The organism is Actinoplanes sp. DH11, from assembly GCF_020873875.1.
GTDB lineage: Bacteria > Actinomycetota > Actinomycetes > Mycobacteriales > Micromonosporaceae > Actinoplanes.
The window spans coordinates 433031-455674 of sequence record NZ_JAHWGU010000002.1 but is presented as its reverse complement, the minus strand read 5'-3'; the positions used below and the strand labels follow the sequence as shown (position 1 = coordinate 455674).

17 protein-coding genes are annotated in these 22644 nt (G+C 69.4%); 8 read left to right on the top strand and 9 right to left on the bottom strand.

The genetic code is table 11. The features are described from left to right. Nucleotides 1-72: 72 nt before the first annotated feature. From LPA41_RS04985 to LPA41_RS04975, 3 genes are read left to right on the top strand one after another with little or no spacing between them, the layout of a single operon-like run. Nucleotides 73-1434 carry an MFS transporter gene (locus tag LPA41_RS04985; protein ID WP_229068709.1) on the top strand — a complete coding sequence of 454 codons (1362 nt, stop codon included), beginning with the start codon at nucleotides 73-75 and terminating at the stop codon, nucleotides 1432-1434. Next, nucleotides 1431-2015, top strand: a complete 585-nt coding sequence (locus LPA41_RS04980) for an SGNH/GDSL hydrolase family protein (protein ID WP_229068707.1) — start codon at nucleotides 1431-1433, stop codon at nucleotides 2013-2015. Before LPA41_RS04985 ends, LPA41_RS04980 begins: the two co-directional genes overlap by 4 nt. A gap of 21 nt (nucleotides 2016-2036) precedes the next feature. Next, the gene (locus tag LPA41_RS04975; protein ID WP_229068705.1) at nucleotides 2037-3116 is read left to right on the top strand and encodes a hypothetical protein; all 1080 of its coding nucleotides are present in this window, start codon (nucleotides 2037-2039) and stop codon (nucleotides 3114-3116) included. A 125-nt stretch (nucleotides 3117-3241) separates the two neighbouring features. Here LPA41_RS04975 and LPA41_RS04970 read toward each other — a convergent pair whose 3' ends face one another. The 9 genes from LPA41_RS04970 to LPA41_RS04930 all read right to left on the bottom strand — a co-directional run bounded on the left by LPA41_RS04970 (nucleotide 3242) and on the right by LPA41_RS04930 (nucleotide 13409). Next, nucleotides 3242-4180 carry an aldo/keto reductase gene (locus LPA41_RS04970; protein WP_229068703.1) on the bottom strand — a complete coding sequence of 313 codons (939 nt, stop codon included), beginning with the start codon at nucleotides 4178-4180 and terminating at the stop codon, nucleotides 3242-3244. Nucleotides 4181-4299: 119 nt separating this feature from the next. Continuing rightward, nucleotides 4300-4800 (bottom strand): cupin domain-containing protein, encoded by a 501-nt coding sequence (locus LPA41_RS04965; RefSeq protein WP_229068701.1) that lies wholly within the window; start codon nucleotides 4798-4800, stop codon nucleotides 4300-4302. A gap of 133 nt (nucleotides 4801-4933) precedes the next feature. After that, nucleotides 4934-5998 carry an alkene reductase gene (locus LPA41_RS04960; RefSeq protein WP_229068700.1) on the bottom strand — a complete coding sequence of 355 codons (1065 nt, stop codon included), beginning with the start codon at nucleotides 5996-5998 and terminating at the stop codon, nucleotides 4934-4936. 14 nt (nucleotides 5999-6012) lie between these two features. Continuing rightward, nucleotides 6013-6951 carry an NADP-dependent oxidoreductase gene (locus tag LPA41_RS04955; RefSeq protein ID WP_229068698.1) on the bottom strand — a complete coding sequence of 313 codons (939 nt, stop codon included), beginning with the start codon at nucleotides 6949-6951 and terminating at the stop codon, nucleotides 6013-6015. Nucleotides 6952-6963: 12 nt separating this feature from the next. After that, nucleotides 6964-7581, bottom strand: a complete 618-nt coding sequence (locus LPA41_RS04950) for a hypothetical protein (RefSeq protein WP_229068696.1) — start codon at nucleotides 7579-7581, stop codon at nucleotides 6964-6966. A 472-nt stretch (nucleotides 7582-8053) separates the two neighbouring features. Beyond that, a complete protein-coding gene (locus LPA41_RS04945) occupies nucleotides 8054-8899 on the bottom strand; it encodes a helix-turn-helix transcriptional regulator (RefSeq protein ID WP_229068694.1) in 846 nt (281 codons plus the stop codon). A gap of 251 nt (nucleotides 8900-9150) precedes the next feature. Further along, nucleotides 9151-9747, bottom strand: a complete 597-nt coding sequence (locus LPA41_RS04940) for a hypothetical protein (RefSeq protein ID WP_229068692.1) — start codon at nucleotides 9745-9747, stop codon at nucleotides 9151-9153. A 374-nt stretch (nucleotides 9748-10121) separates the two neighbouring features. Further along, nucleotides 10122-12143, bottom strand: coding sequence for a glycerophosphodiester phosphodiesterase family protein (locus LPA41_RS04935; RefSeq protein WP_229068690.1), 2022 nt, complete (start codon nucleotides 12141-12143; stop codon nucleotides 10122-10124). Nucleotides 12144-12380: 237 nt separating this feature from the next. After that, entirely contained in the window at nucleotides 12381-13409 is a 1029-nt protein-coding gene (locus LPA41_RS04930; RefSeq protein WP_229068689.1) for a LacI family DNA-binding transcriptional regulator, read from the bottom strand. A gap of 412 nt (nucleotides 13410-13821) precedes the next feature. Between LPA41_RS04930 and LPA41_RS04925 the strand changes: the two genes are divergently transcribed. The 5 genes from LPA41_RS04925 to LPA41_RS04905 are packed head-to-tail and all read left to right on the top strand — an operon-like array spanning nucleotide 13822 to nucleotide 22583. Then, nucleotides 13822-14754: a carbohydrate ABC transporter permease gene (locus LPA41_RS04925; RefSeq protein ID WP_229068687.1), complete on the top strand. Its 933-nt coding sequence runs from the start codon at nucleotides 13822-13824 to the stop codon at nucleotides 14752-14754. Beyond that, nucleotides 14751-15572 (top strand): carbohydrate ABC transporter permease, encoded by an 822-nt coding sequence (locus LPA41_RS04920; protein ID WP_229068685.1) that lies wholly within the window; start codon nucleotides 14751-14753, stop codon nucleotides 15570-15572. The genes LPA41_RS04925 and LPA41_RS04920 overlap by 4 nt, the downstream gene beginning before the upstream one ends. After that, a complete protein-coding gene (locus tag LPA41_RS04915) occupies nucleotides 15569-18259 on the top strand; it encodes an alpha-L-rhamnosidase (protein ID WP_229068683.1) in 2691 nt (896 codons plus the stop codon). The genes LPA41_RS04920 and LPA41_RS04915 overlap by 4 nt, the downstream gene beginning before the upstream one ends. Next, on the top strand, nucleotides 18220-19488 hold the full coding sequence (locus LPA41_RS04910) for an ABC transporter substrate-binding protein (RefSeq protein WP_229068681.1): 1269 nt from the start codon (nucleotides 18220-18222) through the stop codon (nucleotides 19486-19488). The genes LPA41_RS04915 and LPA41_RS04910 overlap by 40 nt, the downstream gene beginning before the upstream one ends. Further along, complete coding sequence (locus LPA41_RS04905) at nucleotides 19485-22583, top strand: alpha-L-rhamnosidase (RefSeq protein ID WP_229068679.1); 3099 nt, start codon at nucleotides 19485-19487, stop codon at nucleotides 22581-22583. Before LPA41_RS04910 ends, LPA41_RS04905 begins: the two co-directional genes overlap by 4 nt. Nucleotides 22584-22644: the final 61 nt, after the last annotated feature.

Sequence of the window (22644 nt, the reverse complement as noted above, 5' to 3'; positions counted from 1 at the left end):
TGGGTTGTGAATTCAAACTGACATCTGCAACGCTGCCGTCGGTTTGGTTATCCAACCAACGAGGGAGAGTCCATGAGCATCGAGGTCGCCCCGGCCGCCACCACCAGAACCATCACCCTGCTGTGCACCGCCGCGTTCATGACGATGCTGGATCTGTTCATCGTCAACGTGGCGTTCGCGTCGATCGGCGTGAGCTATCCCGGGGCGTCACTGGCCGGGTTGAGCTGGGTCCTCAACGCCTACATCGTCGTGTACGCCGCGTGCCTGATCCCCGCGGGCAGCCTCGCCGACCGGTACGGCAGGCGGCGCGCGTTCCTGTTCGGGCTCGGGCTGTTCACGATCGCCAGCGTGGGCTGTGCGGTAGCGCCCACGCTGGGGTTCCTCATCGCGTTCCGGACCGCGCAGGCGGTGGGTGCGGCGGTGCTGACCCCGGCGAGTCTGGGCTTGATCCTCAGTGTCCTGCCGGAGTCCCGGCGTGGCGGCGCGGTGAAGATCTGGGCCACCAGCTCGTCGTTCGCGGGCGCACTCGGGCCGGTCGTCGGCGGGGTGCTGGCGCAGACGTCGTGGCGGTGGGCGTTCCTGCTCAACCTGCCGATCGGGCTGATCGCGTTCCTGCTCGCCCGGCGCCTGCTGCCCGGTAGCACGCCGCCGTCGCGTACCCGCGTCCCCGACCCGGTGGGCTCGCTCGCGGTCGCCGTGGCGATCGGCGCCCTGTCGCTGGGCCTGGTCAGCGCCGACGACTGGGGCTGGGTCTCGCCGCGGATGCTGCTGACGGCCGTGATCACGGTGGCCGCCTCAGCGCTGCTGGTCCACCGGGTTCGGACGCATCCGGTGCCGGTCATGGCGCCGGGGCTGTTCCGTGCGCCCGGCTTCACCGCCGCCAACGTCACCATCCTGATCTTCACCAGTGCCTTCAGTGCCGTCTTCCTGAGCGTGGCGCTGTGGCTGCAGGTCGCCGCCGGGTACGGGCCTCTGCGGGCGGGGCTGGCACTGGTCCCCGGCCCGCTGATGGTGCCGCTGTTCGCGAGTCTCACCCAGCGCTGGGCAGCCGACGTACCGGTCAGGCTCGTGGTGTCCGCCGGTCTCGCGGTCTTCGGCGCGGGCGCCCTGCTGCTCGCGGCCCGGAGCGGAGGACACTACGCCACCGACGTCCTGCCCGCCTGGATGATCATCGGCGCGGGGATCGGGATCGCCATGCCGACCCTGATCGGCGCTGCCACCGCCGGCCTCGCCCCGGCAGCGGCCGCCACGGGCAGCGCTGTCGTCAACACCGCCCGCCAGGCCGGCTACGCCGTGGGGGTCGCCGCGCTGGTGGCGATCCTGGGCAGCGCGGTCACCGTGCCCGCGCTGCGGCACGGCTGGCTCCTGGTCGCCGCCCTGGTCCTGGTCAGCGCGGCGACCGCGCTGCGCATCAAGGCGGGTGAGAGGCGATGACCTGGAAGCGGTTCGCGGTCTTCGGCGACAGCCTGTCCCTCGGCGTCGGCGACCCCACGCCGGGGTACGGTGACCTGGGCTGGCCGGCCCGGGTGGAGCGCACGCTGCGGGAGGCCCAGCCGGACCTCGCCTACCTCAACACGGCACGGATCGGTGCGACCACCGCGCAGGCGCTGCGCGAGCAGACCGACCGGATCACCGCGTTCGGCCCCGACCTGCTGCACCTCAACAGCGGCGCCAACGACATCATGCGCCGCACCCTCGACTGGCACCGGATCGAGGACGACCTCCGGGCGATGTACGGGTGGGCCGCCTCGACCGGCGCCCAGTCGAGCGTCTTCACGCTCGGCCGTGCCTTCGTGATCCCGGGCCTCCCCGGCTTCACGGATCGTGTCGCCCGGCTCAACGACATCACCCGCAGGCTCGCCGCCGAACATCGGGCGATCGTCGCCGACTGCTGGGACCACCCGCTCAACGACCGCCCCGACCTGCTCAGCGCCGACCGCATCCACTTCACCACCGTCGGCCAGTCGATCATCGCGGACCTGCTGATCGAGGCGCTCGACAGGCACACCAGATGACCACATGCCAAGATGTGGATCATGAGCACGGGCGCCGATGTGGTCTTCCTGGCCGTCGTCGCGGCCCGGTTCCTGCTGCCGCTGGCCATCCCGTACCTCCCGTTGCCCGCGGTGCTCGCCTGCCTGGTGCTCGACGGCGTCGATCAGACCATCTTCCAGACTTTCGGGTACGAACCACCGGGCTATCAGTCCTACGACAAGGCGATGGACGTCTACTACCTGTCCATCGCCTACCTGTCGACGCTGCGCAACTGGACCAGCCCGACGGCGTTCCGGATCTCCCGGTTCCTGTTCTTCTACCGGCTCGCCGGCGCCCTGCTGTTCGAGATCACCCAGGCGCGCTGGCTGCTGCTGGTCTTCCCGAACGTCTTCGAGTACTTCTTCATCGCGTACGAGATGATCCGCACTCGCTGGTCCCCGGTCACCGTGCTGACCACCTGGTGGCTCACTACGGCCGCGGCGATCTGGATCATGGTGAAGCTGCCGCAGGAGTGGTGGCTGCACGTCGCCCAGCTCGACCTGACCGACGAGATCGCCGCACACCACTGGATCCTGGCGCTGATCGCCGCCCTGCTCGCCGGACTGGCCGGCACCTTTCAGCGGGTGATCAGGCCCCGGCTGCGCCCCGCCGACTGGGACTGGCGGATCCGACCCGAGCCGCTGCCGGAGCAGATCGACGAGGCGCACGAGCAGAGCGCCTGGCGGATCCGCTACGACGCCGTCTGGTCGTGGAACACGTCCGAGAAGGCGCTGCTGCTCGGCCTGATCTGCTGCGTGTTCGCCCAGATGCTGCCGGACTTCACCGGCACGACCACGGAGCTGTTCGCCGGTGTCGGGGTGGCTGTCGTCCTGAACGCGGCGATCTCCCTGGCGGTCGCCCGGCGCAACTGGACCATCCGGTCGACCGCCCGCGCGTTCGCCGCCCGCCTGCTGCTCATGATCGCCCTGGCGAGTGCCGGCGACTGGTTGCTCGGGAGGCGGCTGGACGGCTACGAGACGCTCTTCTTCCTGACCATGATCTCGCTGATCACGACCCTGCACGACCGCTGGCGCCCGATCCACGGCTACCGCACGGTCACGGCGAGAGCACCGAGCACCTGACGGCGCCGCTCGCTCGACCTGCACGTCAGTTCGGCAGCCAGTGCATCTCGTGCGCCACGGCTCTGGCGACGGAACGGACGCGACGGTGCAGTGGCGACAGGTCGGGGGAAGGACCAGGTGGAACGTCAGGCTGGGCATGCCCCGCAGGGGTCGCCAGGTGAGACCGGCCGGTTGTGTCGTGGCTGCGGCGACTCCGGCCGGGCAGGGGTAAGGCCGTCGCACAGGTCACGCTGGGACATGTCGAAAGACACCGCGGGAGTGTGGACCCGCGGCCACCGGGCGAGCCGCCGTTTGATCCCGGCCCGTCCGGTCGGGATGGCCGTGCAGATCTCGTCGGCGAACTCGGAGTCGATGCCGATGCCGATGCCGTTGTCGCTGACGGTGAACCGCCACGCGCCGCCGTCCCGGGCCGCCGTGATCCGCACGTACGGGGAACGGCCGGGGTCCCGGAATTTGATCGCGTTGCCGACCAGGTTCTGCCACAGCATGGTCAGCAGGGTGGTGTCGCCGGGTACGGTCGGCAGCCGGTCCCGCTCGATGCGGGCGCCGGTCCCCTCGATGACCCCGGGCCAGGGTCTCCTCGACCTGACCGAGCACGGTCTCGAGGTTGACGGGCCGGCTGCCGTCGTAGACTCGGCCGATCCGGAGAACGAGAGCAGGTCGTTCATCAGCCGCTCGTCGCTGGTGGTCGGGTCCCAGCGATGGACCTGGTAGAGGTCGACGTGGTCGACACCGAGCCGTCGCAGGCTGTTGTCCAGCTCGGTGACCAGCCAACGACGCGAGCTGCCCCGGGAGTGGGGATCGTCGGCCATCGGCAGACGCGCCTTCGTGGCCAGCACGATGTCGTCGCGGCGGCCCTTGATGGCCTTGCCGACCATCTCCTCGGACCCGCCGCCGCTGTAGACGTCGGCGGTGTCGATGAGGTTGATCCCGGAGGCGAGAGCGGCGTCGACGATGGCGGTCACCTGTTCCTGGGTGGTGCGGCCGATCCGGCCGAAGTTCATCGCGCCGAGCGCCAGCGAGCTGACCTGGACACCGGTGTGACCCAACGTCCGGTACTGCATGGGTTTCTCCTCGGCAAGGGTTGGCTTGGCCGCAGGACTCACGACAGGCGGCCACTGGCGTTGCTGTTTCCACCACGGTCGGCGACTGCGGAGCTGCCGCCGACCGTGGTCCTGCCCGATTACAGGAATTCGCTGCGAAAGACCGAGGCCAACTCACCTGCGCGGCGACGTCGCTCCGCAAGCTCGTCGTCGGAGAGCCGAGGCGGCGGCGCATCCTTGCCGGCGACGACATCGCCGATTCGCATGAAGTACTCGTCCTGGCCGGCGGGAGTGCACATGCAGAGCATGCGGGCGGGGGCGCCGGAGACGTTGCGGAAGTTGTGCGGCGCGTTGGCCGGGATGTTGATCGTTGAACCGGCCCGTACGACGTGCTTCTCGCCGCGGAAAGTGAACTCGATCTCTCCTTCGAGGATGGTGAACATCTCCTCGAAGTCGTGGCGGTGCGGCGGCGGACCGCCACCGTCAGGCACGCGCATGTCGATCAGGCAGTACTGACCGTTCGTCTGATCGCCGGTGATCAACATGGCATACGTGTTGCCCACCAACGAGACGTAAGTCGTGCTGGGGTCGTCCGGGTCAGCCACGGCGAGCGATCGGGACGGGTCGTCGTCGGGAATCATCAGAGCTGCTCCTTCGTGCTGACGAGTGCGTATCAGAGGGTGGAACGAGAAGTTCGCCGTTGCCTGTGGGAGGTCGCGCTTCGCACGTGCCGGCTCGCCGCCGAGCCGGCCGGGCTCGACGCCGACACCATGGTCAGCGCTCCGCGGTGGCCAGCGCGGGATAGTCGGTGTATCCGCGGTGGTCGCCGCCGTAGAAGGTGGCCGGATCCGGGTCGTTCATCGGTGCGCCGGCCCGCAGCCTGGCCGGGAGATCCGGGTTGGCCAGGGCCGCCGAGCCGACGGTGATGACGTCGGCGAGCCCAGCGTCGAGGTCGGCGGCCCGATGGTCGATCGGGGTGCCGGCGCGGTTGAGGAGCAGGGTGGTCGGCCATGCGGCACGCAACCGGCGTAGCAGGTCGTCGGGACCGGCGTGGATCAGGTGCAGGTAGGCGAGCTTCAGCGGGGCCAGTGCGCCGATCAGAGCCGGGTACAGCTCCGCGGTGTCGTACTCGCTGATGTCGTTGTAGGGGTTGGCGGGTGAGAGGCGGATCCCGGTACGCGCGGCGCCGATCTCACTGGCCACTGCCGACGCGACCTCGACGGCGAAGCGGATCCGGTTGGCGACGCTGCCGCCGTAACCGTCGGTGCGCTGGTTGGCGTTGCTGGACAGGAACTGGTGGATCAGGTAGCCGTTGGCGGCGTGGATCTCGACGCCGTCGAATCCGGCGGCGATCGCCGATGCCGCGGCGTGCCGGAACTCGTCGACCACCCCGGCGATCTCGCTGATCTCCAAGGCTCTCGGAACAGCCATCTCCTGCGGGCCGATGGCGGTGAACATGACACCGGCGGGGCGCACGGCCGACGGAGCGATCGGCTGCCGGTGGTGCGGGGTGTTGTCCGGGTGGGCGATCCGGCCGGTGTGCATCAACTGCACGACGATCCGGCCACCGGCGGCATGTACGGCGTCGGTGACCGTGCGCCAGCCGTCGATGTGATCCGCGGTGTAGATGCCGGGGGTGAGCAGGTAGCCCTGCCCGTCGGCGGAGGGCTGGGTGCCCTCGGTGATGATCAGGGCCATCGACGCCCGCTGGGTGTAGTACTCGCGGTTGAGGTCGGTGGGCACCCCGTCGGCCCGGGAGCGGTCGCGGGTCATCGGTGCCATCGCGAGCCGGTGCGGCAGTTCGATCGCGCCGACGGTGGTGGGGGTCCAGAGAGTCATCGGAGTTTGCTTTCTCAGACAGCGGCGGTAGGGGCGAGGACGACGACCTTGCCGTTGATCGGGGCGGTGGCGACCTCGGTGTGGATATGCGCCAGGTCGGCCAGCGGCACCCGCCGGGTGGCGGCCAGGCGCAGCTTGCCGGAGTCGAGCAGCGCCACCAGTTGGGCGAGCTGCGGGCCGTCGGGCCGGAAGAAGAGATTGATTCCGCGTACGCCGCGGGCCTCATCGGACGGCGCCGGCATCCACACCGTCGTGTTCACCACCACGCCGCCGTCACGGACCAGGCCCGCGGTGTCGGCCAGCTGTTCCGGGGCGACCGGCGCGAAGTTGAGGACGACGTCGACCGGTTCGGCCAGCTCGGGCAGGCCGGGGCCGTACACCTCGTCGGCGCCGGCTGCCTTGGCCTGCTCGCCGCTACGCGCTCCGGCGGTGGCGATCACGTACGCCCCGGCGTTCTTGGCCAGCTGGACCGCGTAGCCGCCGACGACGCCGCCCGCGCCATTGATCAGCACCCGCTGCCCGGCGGTCAGCTTCGCGTGGTCGAAGAGGGCCTGCCAAGCGGTGAGTCCGACCAGCGGCAGCCCGGCCACGTCCTCCAGGGGGACGCTGGTGGGTGCCGCCGTCAGGATCGGCGCCGGGGCGATGACGTACTCGGCGGCCGCGCCAGGGCTGGTCAGCGGCAAGGCGCCGATCACCGGGTCGCCGATCGCGAAGCCGGTCACGTCCGCGCCGAGCGCATCGACCGTGCCCGCGATGTCGACGCCGGGCGTGTGCGGTAGAGCCACCGGGATCGGCCCTCGCATGAAACCGGCCCGGATGTTGCCCTCGACCGGGTTGAACGACGTCGCCGCCACCCGAATCCGGACCTCACCGACGCCGGGTACGGGCTGGTCGGCCTCCTCATAGCGCAGGACCTCAGGTGCGCCGTACTCGTGGAAACGCATTGCCTTCATAACTGGACTCCTTCAAAGACCTAGATGCTTCGTTCCGAAGCACTTCCAACCGTCGCAAGCTGCTAATTCGCGAAGCGCCCTTGGGGCGACGGGAGATACATCGCAGGTGAAGATCAGCAGGATCTGACGCTCCACCGGATCCAACAGGACCCCACCGCATAACACCCCGGCCCGGAATCGCTGATCGAGAATCTCCATCCCGACATCACCGAACAGGACGACCGCCGGAGGGGTCCGCAGCAGCACCTCACCGAACAGGGAGAACACCAGTGCCGGGCAGTCCGGCAGGTGATCGACGATGAGCCGCAGAGCCGGACTGACCCGATCCATATCGCTCACCACCTCCCCCGTTCGACCGCTTGAGCATGGCGGGAATCCGGAGGCGGATGAATGTTCTCGTTGTCCATGGTCTGGCAGAACATGGATCAGCCGTTCCAGCTCGGCCTCGCTCGGCGAGCCCGGCTCGGCCTTGAAGACCAGCAGCTCTGACACTCGCCCGAATCGGCCAGTCGCCGGCTGTACGACTCCGACTCCCCGCTCCCGGATGCCGGTACCGCTCCAGATCAAGGCGATGAGCGCATCTGCCTGGCGAATATGGTCCCTTACGGAGGTGTTGCTTTTCTCGGCCATGGGCTTTCCGCCAGACCTACCCAGGTTTGAGAGACGCCGGCTGGCTTGCGCGGCCCGCGATAGACCCAGGGCAGTCTCATCAGCGTGTAGCAACCGCAAAGGTGAGCGCGGCAGCCTCCGCGAAACGACTACATCGCCTTGCTCGACCAGGCCGCCAGCGCTTACAGGCACCGATCCAGTTGATCTGGGACAACCTGAAAACCAGTCAGCGTGCGGATGCGAGAACCGATCGCGAACCGGAATTGGCTGACCCTGATCCGGCTACCTGCCTATACCCCGAACCTCAACCCGGTAAAGAGCGTTCGACGCTGAATGAAACGCCGTCTGACCAACATCGCCGCCCGTGGCGTCGACCACCTTGCCGGCCTCGTCAACGCCGACTACGCGCCTGCCGGGAACGCATCAACCTGCTCGCTGGCTTCTTCGCCTGCACCGGCACGACACTCGACCCCGACCGCCTAACGGCCGGACCTCAACCTTTCGACCTCTGCAGCCTGTCGACTGTGGCGGCTAACTGCTTGAGCTTCTCGTCGGTCGGGGAACCGGGGACGGCAGCGTAGACCATCATGTACTGCGAATGATCAACATCCAGTAAAGGCTGAGCATACATTTCTAGCTCGCCCAACGTGGCATGCCGGTAACGCTTGAGTTCGAGGTAGTGAGTCACATCCACCTCGTGCAATCGCCAAATCGCGGCGAACTCGGAACTCGCTTTCAGCAATGCCGCGACAATCTCGCCGGCCGTGCCGACCGGATTGGCGGCATACTCCACACGCAGGTCCGCGGTGAAGACCCGACCGCGCTTGGGATGGTCCTCGACCGGGAATAGCTCGCGGGCGGACGGGTCAGTGAACCAGCGGTAGACAAGGTATCGGGATAGACCGGTGAACCGTGTGTAGTCGCCGATCAGCGCCATCGCCAGTGGGTTTTGAACAAGCACTTCGCCGAGGTTGGTCATGACCAGCGCGGGCACATCATCCGAAAGTCCTTCGAAAACGCGCCACAGGGTGGGGCTGACGCCGCTGTCCTGGTCCCGCGGCGGCGTAGCGAAGCCGCCGAGCTGGAAAAGGTGGTCTCGCTCGAACCGGCTCAGGCGTAGTGCACGCGCGAGCGCGGAGAGCATCTGCTCGGACGGCATCGGTCCGCGCGGCTGCTCGATCCTGCTGTAGTAATCAACCGACATGCCCGCCAACGCCGCCACCTCTTCGCGCCGTAATCCGCCGGCGCGGCGCCGCGGCCCCCGCGGGAGCCCGACATCTTCCGGCCGCAGCGCCTCGCGGCGCGCCCGCACGAATCCCGCCAGTTGCTGCCGATCCATACCTTCCTCCCCCTACTCCAGGGGCATGATGCAACCCACCGGTCAAGGCAAGATTATCTTCGCCTCGGATGAGCGAGGCTGGCGGAGTTGACGACCTTCCTGATACGGAGACGGTGAGTGCCCGGTTGGTCAGCAGCTGTTTGACCTGGCGAGCGGCGTGGATGGCGCCGACAAAGGCCGGTGCGTGCGCGGCGGCGCGGACCGCGCGTGCGGCAGCCGGCCCGGAGATGCCGCTGCCCGCGTTGAGGTCGTCATGTAGTCGAGCGAGGGTGTCGGCGGTGGCGCGTGCGGTTTCGATGTCGAGCAGGTCGTGGATGCCGTCGCGGCTGCGGGAGGCGTCCGGCGCTGACAGCGGTGCGCAGATGTCCGTACTGGACCGCCAAGGCGACCAGTTCACCTGGTCGGCGGTCGATGTGCCAGGCGAGGGTGCGCCGGAACCGGCGGACGGTAATCGGTCCGAGCGGATCCGGGGGCACGGCTTCACCCGGCAGGTCGAGCTGGGCGGCCAGCGTGTTGATCCAGGCATGGAAGGCATCGAGCCGGTCACGCATGGTGGCGATGGTGAGAGCGCCCTGCCGGGAGTGGCCATGAAGGGAGTGGGCGCGGACGTCGAACAGCAGGTCACTGCCGTCGGTCATGCGTTCCAACACCCGTATCGCCGTGACGACGGGCCCGATCGCTACCCAAGGCGTGTCCCGCACCGGTGCTGGTGTGTGACCCGCGTGGTGGCGCGACGTCTTGGATGCCTGGCCGTGCAGGACGGCCAGACCGTCCGGCGGGTGCGCACGGCAACCGCGTCGCAAGGCGAGAGTCTCGCTGGCCCGCATTCCGGTGCGGTAGTTGATCACGACGCACGAGCTGGCGGAGACGGTACGCCGAGCAGGATGGCTGCGGAGCCTCAGACGCGCCGATGTGCTCGCCAAAGCCTGCGTCGAGCAGCTCGTGCGCTGGGACGGCGACCGCGACTGCCCCTTCGGCACGCCGGTCGACCTCGTACCCGGCAACCCGATCAGCGACGCCCTGATGACGTCCTGCGCCGTCCGCTTGGCGTTCGGCTCAGCACGGGCAGCCGCGTCTGGAGGTCAGCTCGTTCGACGCAAGCTCCGTGTGCATATCGCGCGTGTTGGGCCTCGGACACACGTTATACACAAGGCCGAGGTCGCTCCGACGACTTCGGCCTTGCGCCGCCCGGCACATGTCGCGTGCCGGGCGACTGCTGGGCTCAGCGTAGTCCGTTGCGGATCAGCACTCGGATGAGCAGGTCGGGATCGTCGCTGATGATGCCGTCGACGCCGAGGTCGATCACGCGTTGCATGATCGCTGCGTCGTTCACCGTGTACGGCACCACCTTGAGCTGGTGCCTGGTCTGCAGTGTCGACACCCGCGGTCCGTGGAAGTAGGCCGGGTTCTGCCGCAGGTACCAGTCGTCGGAGGCGGCGACCGGCTGCTGCGGGTCGTGCACCTGCCAGTTTGCCGAGACGGTGTCGGCGCCGGCGGCGCGTACCAGGGCGCCGACGTCGCGGTAGCGCCACCAGTTGAGACCGCCGGTCCACGGGCTCTTCACCGTCGGGTTGCCGTGGACGGCTTGCAGGGAGCACTCGTCGGCCAGGGTTTTGCACTCGTCCGGACCGTACTGCCAGATCAGCGCCACCGTCTCGATCCGCCGGTCCAGGGTGCGGGCGTAGCGGATGGTGCGCCAGTCGAACGACTGCACGGTCACCCGGTCGGCGAAGCCAGCCCGCTGGATCTCGCGGACCAGCGTGCGGGTGAAGACCTGATACGGCGCGGTGTCTTCGACCACCGGGCTGATCTTGGTTTCGATGTTCAGGCGTACGTCGTCGCGCCCGCTGCCGCGTACCAGCGTGAGCACCTCGCCCAGTGTGGGAATGCGCGCGCCGGGCACGGCGACCTGCTGCGGGAATTCCGGCAGCGTCCTGGACCCGCAGTCGAGGGTCTTGAGCTGGGCGAGGGTCAGGTCGTGCACCAGCTTGCCGACGTACGGGAACTTCGGGTCACCCGCCCGCACCGGCGCGGTGTCGGCGCAGTGTGAGCCGTTGACGGTCCGGTCGTGCAGGACCACCAGGTGACCGTCGGCGGTGACGCCGGTGTCGAGTTCGAGGGTGGAGATCGCCGGGTTCTTCAGCGATTGGGTGAACGCCGGCAGAGTGTTCTCCGGCAGGGTGGCCCGGCCGCCGCGGTGCGCCTGCACGTCGAACGGCGAGGTGTACGCCTTCGGCAGCCGGTGGCCGCGCTCGGCGAGCAGCGTCCGCAGCCGGTCGGGGTAGTCGGTGATGATCCCGTCCACGCCGTCGTCGATCAGCTTCGCCATGGTCGGGATGTCGTTGACGGTCCACGGGACCACCTTGATGCCGTTGGCGTGGGCGTGCCGCACCATCGCGGCGGTCACGTACGGCCGGTAGGACGGGTCGGTCACCGTGCCGTTCTGCGGGAAGCCGTGCACCGGCGAGAAGGTGGTGGCGCCGAAGCTGCGGATGGCCTTGATCGGGTCGCCGCCGAAGTCGTCGATGTCGATCCCGCCCAGCCACGGCGAAGCGCCGGGCTGGCCGGTCTGCAGGAAGTCGTAATTGGTGAGCGCCACCAGCGGCAGGCGCGGCTCGACCTGGCGCATTCGCATCAGGGCGCCCCAGTCGAAGCTCTGGACGGTGACCTGCCGCAGCAACCCGGCTTTGCGGATCTCGGCGGCGGTGATCCGCACGAACTGATCGCGCGGCGCCGTCTCGGCCGGCGCGCCGGCCTCCACTTTGGTCTCCACGTTCAGCTTCACGCCGTCCGCCCGGTACCGCTTGACGAGGGCGAAAACCTCGCTGAGCAGCGGCATGCGGGCGCCCGGCACGGCTTGTTGCCCGGGCTTGTCGGCCAGCGTCTTCGACCCGCAGTCCAGCGTGCGGACCTGTGCCAGGGTCAACGTGTTGACGTACTTGCCGACATAGGGGAACTCTGGATCACCCGCGGTCGCCGGCGCGGTGTCCGTGCACTTGGTTCCACTGACCCGTCGGTCGTGCGTGACCACCGCCTGCCGGTCCTCGGTGATCTGGACATCGAGTTCCAGCGTCGACACGCCCAGCCGCAGCGCGTTGCCGAACGAGGCGAGGGTGCTCTCCACCCGCAGGCCCAGGCCCCCGCGATGTGCCTGCAGATCGAATTCGGCCTTCCGGGCAGCGGCGCCGGCTGCCGCCGGTGCCGCCAAGGTGCTGGCAGCCACGCCGGCCGTCAGAAGTGCCACCGCACTTCGACGCATTCCCCACACGAGTATCTCCCTTCATCGGCGGGACCACGTCCGCCTCTGTCGCACAGCCTGTGAGGCACGTACGGCGACCGAAGAAGCACTGAGATACATCGTGATGAATCGCCGTCGACGGCCGGACGAAACCCACCGCCACATGCGCCGGCGTCGGGTGCAAGTGCCTGATCCACTAATCGGCGAGGTCGGCGAGCCACCACGACAACGACGGGGCGATGGCTATATGGCTGCCGTGGTGCGCCGCACGACCAGGGTCGGTGACAGCTTGACCTGGGCGGTGCGGCGGTCGCGCTGGCCGATGCGGTCGACCAGCAGGCGGGCGGCGTTGGCGCCCATCTGCCGGCCGTCCTGGTCGACGCTGGTCAGGGATATCGGGCCGAACGCGGCGAGGGCGCTGTTGTCGTAGCCGGCGACCGAGATGTTGCCGGGCACCGACAGGCCTGCTTCGGCGATCGCCTCCAGTGCGCCGAGCGCGACGACGTCGGCGCCGGCGAAGATGGCGGTGGGCCGCACCGGGCGGGCGAGCAGTTGCTGGGCGCCCAGGTATCCGCCGGCCTGGGTGTAGCTGGTCGACGCGATGTCGATCTCGGCTTCCAGGCCGTGGGCGGTCATCGCCTGGCGGTAGCCGTGGGCGCGTTGCGCGTTGGGCATCTCGGCGAGCCGGACCCGGTCGGTTTCGTGGTGCTCGATGTGCGCGATGCGGCGGTGGCCCAGCTCGACGAGGTGGTCCACGACCAGGGCGGCGCCGGCGAGGTCGTCGTCGGTGACGCTGTCGTAGGCCGGGGAGGTGCCGTGCCGGCCGACGACCACGGTCGGCACGCTGCGGGCGACCTCGTTCAGGCGGCTTTTGGCCGACACCGGGGCGATCAGGATGAGGCCGTCCATGCTGCGGTCGATCATCGCGTCGATGACCCGGGCTTCGGCTTTCTCGCCGTTGCAGCCGGGTGCCAGCAGTACCTGGTAGTCGCTGTCGCCGAGCTGGGCGGTGATGCCGTCGAGGATGTCGGCGAAGAACAGGTTGCGCAGCTCCGGCAGCATCACGCCGATCGTGTAGGTCTGCCCGCGCAGGCCTCGGGCGGCGGCGGACGGGCGGTACCCCAGCTCGGCGATGGCCAGCTGCACTTTGGCGCGCATGGCCGGGCTCGCGCCGTACGCGTTGCGCAGCACCTTGGACACGGCGGTGGTGGACACCTGGGCGTGGCGCGCGACGTCGACGATGGTGACGCGACGGGTCGCGGGCTTGTCCACCTGGCCTCCTCGGGGCTGAGTGACGGGTCGAGCAAAGCGTACTGATCAGCGTGGCGGCCCGGTCGTGCCCCGTGGGACGGCGGTGGGGGAGAGCTTCAGCTGGGCGGTCGGGCGGGTGGGATCGGTGCTGGGGTCGAGCAGCAGCCGTGTGGCCGTGCTGCACGCACTCTCCCTGCTTGGTGAAACGTTACCCACGATAGAGATCATCGGCGCCCTGCGGAAGCCGGGGGCTGTCGCCGGGAAAAGGCAGTCGCGAACCTCTTGACGCTGTTCGGCACGCGCTCGTAAGGTCGGCGAAACATTTGGAAAACGTTACCCACATCACGCCGGCGCCGTGGTGGCCGCCCCGACGCGGCGTCGGTGCCGCGGCCGTCCACCTGATCATGAAACGATTCAGCAAGGTGGGTTCTCCGTGACAACCGATCTGCAAGAACGACTCCCGGAACGGACCGCGGTCCCTACCCGGTCCCGCCGGGGACGTGCCGCACCACCGTGGTGGTTCACCGTCCCGGCACTGCTGCTGTTCACCTTCGTGGTGCTCGTCCCGAGCGCCCGCGGGGTCTACTACGCCTTCACCGACTGGGACGGCCTCGACCCGGACTTCGCCGTCATCGGCCTGGACAACTTCACCGCCATCGCCGACGACCCGGACGCGCTGCAGGCCATCTGGCACACCCTGCTGATCGCCGTCGCGATCACCGTGATCCAGAACGGCATCGGTCTGCTGCTGGCCCTCGGCGTCAACACCATGATCAAGAGCCGGAACTTCCTGCGCGCCCTGCTGTTCGCCCCGGCGGTGATCACTCCGATCGTCACCGCCTACCTGTGGCGCAACCTGCTGGGTCCGGACGGCGCGGTCAACAGCCTGCTCAGCGCGATCGGTCTGGACTCCTGGCGGCAGAACTGGCTCGGCGACCCCGACCTGGCTCTCTGGATGATCGTCCTGGTGGTGGTGTGGCAGTTCGCCGGCTACTCGATGGTCATCTTCCTGGCCGGGCTGCAGTCGATCCCCAAAGAGATCTACGAAGCGGCCGCCATCGACGGCAGCGGCCCGGTCCGCCGCTTCTGGTCGGTCGTCCGCCCACTGCTGGCACCGGCGCTCACCATCAACCTGATGCTGTCGATCATCGGCGGGATCAAGCTGTTCGACCAGGTCTACGCCCTGACCGGCGGCGGACCCGGGCACGCCACCGACACCATCTCCACGCTGATCTACAAGGACGCGTTCACCCTCGGCGAGTTCGGCTACAGCATCGCGCTCGCCGTGGTGCTCACCGCCATCGTCGCGGTCGCGTCCGCCGGCCAGTACGCCGTCCTGAACCGCAATGAGAGGGCCGCGTCATGAACCGCTACACCCGGCGTACCCTCGCGCTCGAAATGCTCATGATCGCGGTGGCGATCGTCTTCGCCTTCCCGGTCTACGTCCTGGTCAACCTCGCGATCCGGGCCCCGTCCGACACCTCGTCCCCGATCAGTCCCACCACCGCACCCACCCTCGCCAACTTCACCCAGGCGTGGCAGGAAGGCGGTCTCGGCGGTGCCCTGATCAACAGTGTGATCGTGACCGCGGTCAGCGTCCTGATCGTGCTCGCCGTGTCGTCGCTGGCCGCCTATCCCCTCGCACGTTCCACCGCGCACTGGTCCCGCGGCACCTTCCTGCTGATCATGCTCGGCCTGATCCTGCCGTTCCAGCTGGCCGCGCTGCCGCTCTACCAGACCATCCGCGACCTGGGGCTGCTCGGCTCGGTCTGGTCGCTGGTGCTGTTCTACGCCGGGTTGCAGGTCCCGTTCACCACGTTCCTGTACGTCGGCTTCCTGCGGGCGCTGCCGCGCGACTTCGAGGAGGCCGCCACCATCGACGGCTGCGGGCCGCTGACCGCCTTCCGCTACGTGGTGCTGCCGATGCTCAAGCCGATCACGGTGACCGCGCTGGTGCTCAACACCGTCAGCGTGTGGAACGACTTCTTCACCCCGCTGCTCTACCTGTCCGGCAGTGATCAGCAGACCATGCCGGTCGCGGTCGCCGGGTTCGTCGGCCAGTTCGTCTCCGACTGGAACCTCATCTTCGCCGCGCTGCTGATCAGCATCGTCCCGGTGCTGGCGGTCTACCTGGCCCTGCAGCGCAGCATCATCAACGGATTCGCGGGAGGGCTGAAGGGATGATCCCCTACGGCTTGCAGACAGAACAGCGCACCGAGCCCCTCGGACTCGGCGAACCCCAGCCGCGGTTGTCGTGGAAGCTGCGCTCCGATCGGCGCGGTGCGGCGCAGAGCGCCTACCGCATCACGGTGACCGCCGGCGGCGAGATCGTCTGGGACACCGGCCGGCGCGAGTCCGCCGACACCATCCTCATTCCCTGGGAAGGCGCGAGGTTGCGCTCGGCGACCCGCTATCACTGGCGCGTCGAGATCTGGGACGAGCAGGGTACGCCCACCGGCGCCGCCGAGACCTGGTTCGAGACCGGCCTGCTGCACCCCGAGGACTGGACCGCGGTGTGGATCGGCCGCGATCCGGTGGCGCTGCCGCCGGTCGACCCGCCGACCGACGAGGACCTCGTCTCGCCCGGCCCGCAGGAGGCGCCGCTCTACCTGCGGCACGGGTTCCGGCTGGCGCAGCGCCCGGTGCGCGCCCGGCTGTACGCCACCGCCCGCGGGGTCTACGAACCGGAGCTCAACGGCGCCCGCGTCGGCGACCGGGAACTCGCGCCGGGCTGGACCGAGTACCACCACCGGATCCAGTACCAGACCTACGACGTCACCGATCAGCTGCGAGCCGGCGACAACTCCCTCGGCGCGGTCGTCGCCGACGGCTGGTGGAGCGGCTACGTCGGCTTCGACCCGCGCCGCCCGGCCCGCCACTACGGCGACGCGCCCGCCTTCCTCGCCCAACTGGTGGTGGACCTCCCGGACGGCTCCCAGCAGATCATCGCCACCGGCGGCGACTGGACCGAGAGCGACGGCCCGATCCGGTCCGCCGACCTGATGATGGGCCAGTACGTCGACGCCCGCCGCGCCGTGTCGGCCGACCGGTCGGTCGCCGTGCTCGACACCGGGACCGGGCCGCTGGTCGCCGAACCCGACGAGCCGATCCGGGTCGTCACCGAGCTGCCGGCCGTCGCGGTGGACCGGCGGGGACCGGACCGGTTCGTCATCGACTTCGGGCAGAACCTCGTCGGCCGGGTGCGGCTCACGTTGCCGGGAATGCCCGGCGGCCGGCGGATCGTGGTCCGGCACGCCGAGGTCCTGGCGGACGGCGAACTCTACGTCGCGAACCTGCGCCGGGCCGCCGCCACCGATACCTACCTCACCGCCGGCGGCGACACCGAGACCTTCGAACCGCGGTTCACCTTCCACGGCTTCCGGTACGCCGAGGTCACCGGCTGCACCGAGGCACCCGGCGCGGTGGCCCGGGTGTTGCACAGCGACACACCCTGGACCGGCCGGTTCGAGTGCGACGACCCGCTCGTCAACCAGTTGCACGCCAACATCGGCTGGGGGCAGCGCGGCAACTTCGTCGCTGTACCCACCGACTGCCCGCAACGCGACGAACGACTCGGCTGGCTCGCCGACGCCCAGGTGTTCGCGCCGACAGCGACCCGCAACGCCGACGTGTCCGCGTTCTTCGCCCGCTGGCTGCGCGACGTCGTCGACGGCCAGAACGACGACGGCGCGTTCCGGGACGTCGCTCCGATCATCGCCTTCGAGCGGGAGGGCGCCCCGGCCTGGGGCGACGCCGGCGTGATCATCCCGTGGTTGCTGTGGCGCACCTACGGCGACCGGCGGACCCTGGAGCGCTGCTTCGACGCGATGGCCGCCTGGGTGCGGCACATCCACCGGCACAATCCGGGCCTGATCTGGCAGCACCGCACCGGCAACTCCTACGGCGACTGGCTCCAGATCGACGCCGACACGCCCCGGGACGTGCTGGCGACCGCGTACTTCGCGCGCAGCACGGAGATCGTCGCGGCGGCCGCGGACGTGCTCGGCCGGCCGTCCGGCGAGTGGACGGCCCTGCACGCCGCGATCAAGCGGGCGTTCGTCGCCGCGTTCGTGGGGGACGACGGCAGCGTCAAGGGTGCGACGCAGACCTCGTACCTCCTGGCCCTGGGTTTCGGTCTGCTCCCGGAGAACCTCGCCGGAGCGGCGGTCGCCCACCTGGCGGCCGACATCGAAGGCCGCGGCAACCGGCTGACCACCGGCTTCGTCGGGGTGTCGCTGTTGTGCCCGGTGCTGTCCGAACACGGTCGCAGCGACCTCGCCTACGCACTGCTCCACCAGGACGAATACCCCTCCTGGATGTACTCGATCCGGCACGGCGCCACCACGATCTGGGAGCGCTGGGACGGCTGGACCGACCACGGCGGCTTCCAGTCCGCCGCGATGAACTCCTTCAACCACTACAGCCTGGGCAGCGTCGGCGACTGGCTCTACGGCCGGGTCGCCGGCATCGACCAGACACCGGACTCGGTCGCCTGGTCCGAGCTGCTGCTGCGCCCCACCCCGGGCGGGCGCCTCACCTGGGCCCGCGCCGAGCAGGAGACCGCCCGCGGCCTGGTGGCCTGCGGCTGGTCCCGCGATGACGACCGGCTCACCGTGACCGTCACGGTGCCGCCGGGCTGCACCGCCGTACTGCGGATTCCGACCACCGACCCCGGCAGCGTGCGCGAGAACGACCTGCCCGCCGCCGACACACCCGGGGTCGCCCGGGCCGAACCGTCCGCCGCCGGGCTCACCCTGCGGCTGACGTCCGGCCGCTACGCCTTCACCGCTTCCACCACCCCGTCTGATTCATCTCCACAGTGGGAGAACGCATGCGTACTCGCAGATCGGCGGCCGTCGCCGCCGCGATGACCGCCGCCACCTTGCTCGCCGCCTGCTCCAGCGGCACCGGATCCGGATCCGGTGCCGGCGGCGACAACCAGACGCTCACCATCGCCTCGGTCGACCAGGGCTCCGTCGAGAAGGTCGTCGACGCGTTCAAGGCCGCCAACCCCGGTGTCACGGTCAACCTGACGACCAGCGGCGCCGACCAGTACCAGCAGCAGATCCGCACCCAGTTGTCCTCCGGCACCGCGCCGGACGTGATGACCGTGTGGCCGGGCAACGGCAACCCCGGCGCCACGTACGTGATCGCCAAGCCCGGCTATCTGCTCGACCTGTCCGACCAGCCGTGGGCCGGGCAGCTGCCGGAGTCATTCAAGAAGGTCGCCCAGTACGAGGGCAAGACCTACAACGCGCTGTTCGGGCTCAACGGCATCGGCGCCGTCTACAACGACGAGGCCATGACGAAAGCCGGCCTGACCGCGCCGGGCACGTGGACCGACCTGCTGACGTTCTGCAAGGACGCGGCCGGCAAGGGCACTCCCGCCTTCGCGCTCGGCATCCAGGACAACTGGGTCACCCAGATCGCCCTGTACGCCCTGGTCGCCACCACCGTCTACGGCACCGACTCCGACTTCGACACGAAGATGGCCGCCGGCCAGGCCACCTTCGCCGGTTCGCCGTGGACCACCGCGATGGCCAAGTACCAGGAGATGAACAGCGCTGGCTGCTTCCAGAAGGACCCCCTGGGAACCAGTTACGAGGCCAGCCAGACGCTCGCCGCCACCGGGAAGACGCTCGGCATCATTCAGGGCAACTGGATCATCGGGTTGCTCAAGCAGAAGAACCCCAGCGGCACGTTCACCATGAAGGCGCTGCCCGCCACCGACGACCCGGCGAGCTTCGTCATGCCCGCGGCCGCCGGAGCCGGGTACGGCATCAACGCCAAGGCCAAGAACAAGGAACTCGCGCTGAAGTTCGTCACCTTCGTGATGTCGCCGGCGGGCATGAAGATCTTCAACGAGGCGCAGGGCAGCCTGCCGACCCTGCCGGACGCCGGCACCACCGTCGACCCTGGCCTGGCCGACCTGACCACGTTCGTCAAGGACAACCGCACCGTGCCGTTCATGGACCAGCTCTGGCCCAACGCCAAGGTGCAGCAGACCATGCTCAGCGGCCTGCAGGAGATCTTCAGCAACCAGGCGACGGCCGACGAGGTCCTCACGGACATGGACACCGACTACAAGGCGGGATCGTGAAACGACGTACAGCACTCGGATTGTCCCTTGCCGTCCCCTCCGCGACCTTGCTGACCGGCGGCCCGGCAGAGGCGACAGGCACCAGTCATGGCCTGCGCGTGGTCGGCCTGCGGGTCGACGGCCGCCCCGACCGGCCTCTCGGCCTCGACAGCCGCAACCCCGTGCTGAGCTGGCGGTTCGCCGAGACCTCATCCGCTGCCGCCGACCGGCAGACCGCGTACCAGATCCGGGTCTGGGACGCGGGCCGTGACCGGCTGCTCTGGGACTCCGGCAAGGTCAGCTCGCCGGTCCAGTCCGGCGTCCGATACGGCGGCAAACAGCTCACCTCCCGCCAGCGACTGAGCTGGCAGGTCCGCGCCTGGGACGCCAGCGGTCACGCCACCGGGTGGAGCGCGCCGTCGTCCTGGGAGATGGGCCTGCTCGACCAGGGCGACTGGGGAGCCGCCCGGTGGATCGAACACCCCGGACGCACCGAGACCCAGCCGATGCCGATCTTCGCCCGGCAGTTCACCGCCGACCCGCGCCGCAAGGTCGCCCGGGCGCGGCTCTACCTCTGCGGCGTCGGCATGCACCTCGCCACCGTCAACGGGCGCGGGCTGACCGACGAGGTGCTGGCGCCCGGCTACGCCAACTACCAGCTCTCGGCCGAGTACCGCGTCTACGACATCACCGGCGACCTGCGCAAAGGGACCAACGCCGTCGGGGTACGCCTCGGCAACGGCCCCGCCTACGTGCGGCGCAGCGTCACCAACCCGGCCGTCGGGCGGACCGCGCCGTACTCCTGGTGGCAGAGCCAGCTCAAGGGCAGCGGCACGCTGACCGCCGACGTCGAGGCCGGCGCCACCACCGTCACGCTGAGCGCCGTCACCGGCTACCACGTCGGCGGCACGATCAACGTCGACACCGGCGACGGCGGCGTCAACCTGGAATCCCGGGTCATCACCGCGATCGGCACGGACAGCATCACTTTCACGCCCGGCCTGTCGAAGCCGCACCCGGCCGGGGCGGCGGTCACCGGCTCCGGCAACAACATCGCCGCCAGTGACGCCAGCGCGGGAGCGGCCGTCACGCCTCGGTTCATCGCGCGACTCGAGATCACGTACACCGATGGTCGCGAGACGGTGATCGTCTCGGACCGTGAGTGGCGCACCGCGCTCGGCGCCCTCCAGACCGACGCCTGGTATTCGGGCTCGGATTACGACGCCCGCCGGGAACAGCCCGGCTGGGACCAGCCTGGTTCCGACCGGTCGGCGACCGCGAAGCGGCGGGACGGCACCCCCACCGGCTGGATCGCCGCCGGCATCGCGCCGCCGCCGAACCTGGCGACCAAGCTGGTCGGCCGCACCGCACCGCCGATAACGATCGCCGACCGGTACGAACCGGTGAAGATCACCAACCCGGTGCCGGGCACGTGGGTGTTCGACCTCGGGCAGAACATCGTCGGGTTTCCCCTGCTCAAGCTCACGGGTGGAGTCCCGGCCGGCACCACGATCCGCATCTCACCGGCCGAATCCCTCGCGGCTGACGGCACTGTGGACCAGGCGTCGCTCAAGGGCGGTGGCGGCAGCCGCGGTGTCGACCTGTTCAACACCTACACGACGGCCGGGCTGCGCGGCGGTGAGACCTGGCGGCCGGACTTCAACTACTTCGGCATGCAGTGGGTGCAGGTCACCGGCCTGCCTCTCGACTACGTCCCGGCCACGGACACGATCACCGGACTGCGGGTGCAGGCCGAGACGCCGCTCGCCGGCGCGGTGACCACCTCGAACGCCCGGGTCAACCGGATCCACCAGATGGCCTGGTACTCGTTCGCCGGCAACATCATGAGCGTCTTCACCGACTGCCCCGGCCGGGAGAAGCTGTCCTACCCGGCCGACTACACGATGCCGATGGGCTCGATCCACCGCGACTTCGACCTCTCCGCCTACCTGCGCACCCACGAACGGCACCTGGTCGAAGGCCAGTCCATCGCGGACACCCCGATGGCCGGCAACGTCGCCCTCAAGACCCCGGTCTACGACTGGGGCTACACCGGCCGCTTCGGCGACGAGATCAACTGGGGCAACGCGATAATCCTGGTGCCCGGCTTCCTGCGGCAGCTGTACGGCGACACCGAGACGGCGGCCCGCTACTACGAGCCGATGGTGCGGTTCGCCGACTACATCGCCCGGCAGAAGGCGGTCGGCAACATCGTCGACGCCGCCCTCGCCGACTGGGTGTCGGCCGAGCCGGTCTCCGGGCGGATCACCGGCACCTGGGGCTACTACCTGATGATCAAGGAGCTGGCCGAGCTGGCCCGGCTGACCGGACATCAGGCGGACGCCGCCAAGTACACCGCCCTGGCGGCCGACATCAGGACGGCGTTCAACAACGCCTTCTGGGACCCGGCGCGGCGCCTCTACGCGGACAACGGCGCTGTCTCCCAGTCCGCGCAGGCGCTCGCCCTGGACGCCGGTCTGGTGCCCGGGCCCGAGCGGCAGGCCGTCCTCGACGGGCTGGTGGCGATGATCTACGCCTTCCACCCGAACGGCGACGGACCGCACTTCAGCGGCGGCACCATCGGCATGGCCCCGACCGTGCGGGCGCTGTCCGCGGGTGGCCGCGACGACGTGCTGTGGGACCTGATCCTTCAGGACGAGCAGCCCAGCTACGGCTACTTCATGGAGCCGACGGTCGCCAACCCGGGCGGGATGACGACCATGGGGGAGCGGTGGAACCGCGGCGACTCCAAGAACCACATGATCCTCGCCCAGATCGAGGAGTGGTTCCACGCCGGCCTCGCCGGCATCCGCGCCGCCGAGGGCACCACCGCCTACCGGGACCTCGTCATCCAGCCCAAGGTCGTCGGTGACCTGACCTTCGTGAAGGGCCACTACACCACGCCGCAGGGCACCGCCCGGTCCGAGTGGAAGCGCGAGGGCAACCGGCTGCGACTGACCGTCACCGTCCCGCCGAACACCACCGCCCTCATCCAGGTGCCGACGCTGGGCGGCCGGGTCACCGGCACCCCGCGCCGGGCGAAGTTCCTGCGCACCAGCGGCGGCTACGCCGAATACCGGGTGCCGTCCGGCACCTACACCTTCACCACCCGATGAGACCCGGCCCGGCCTCCGCACCGTCCGCGGAGGCCGGCCCGGTCACGGCGAGAGGCACCAC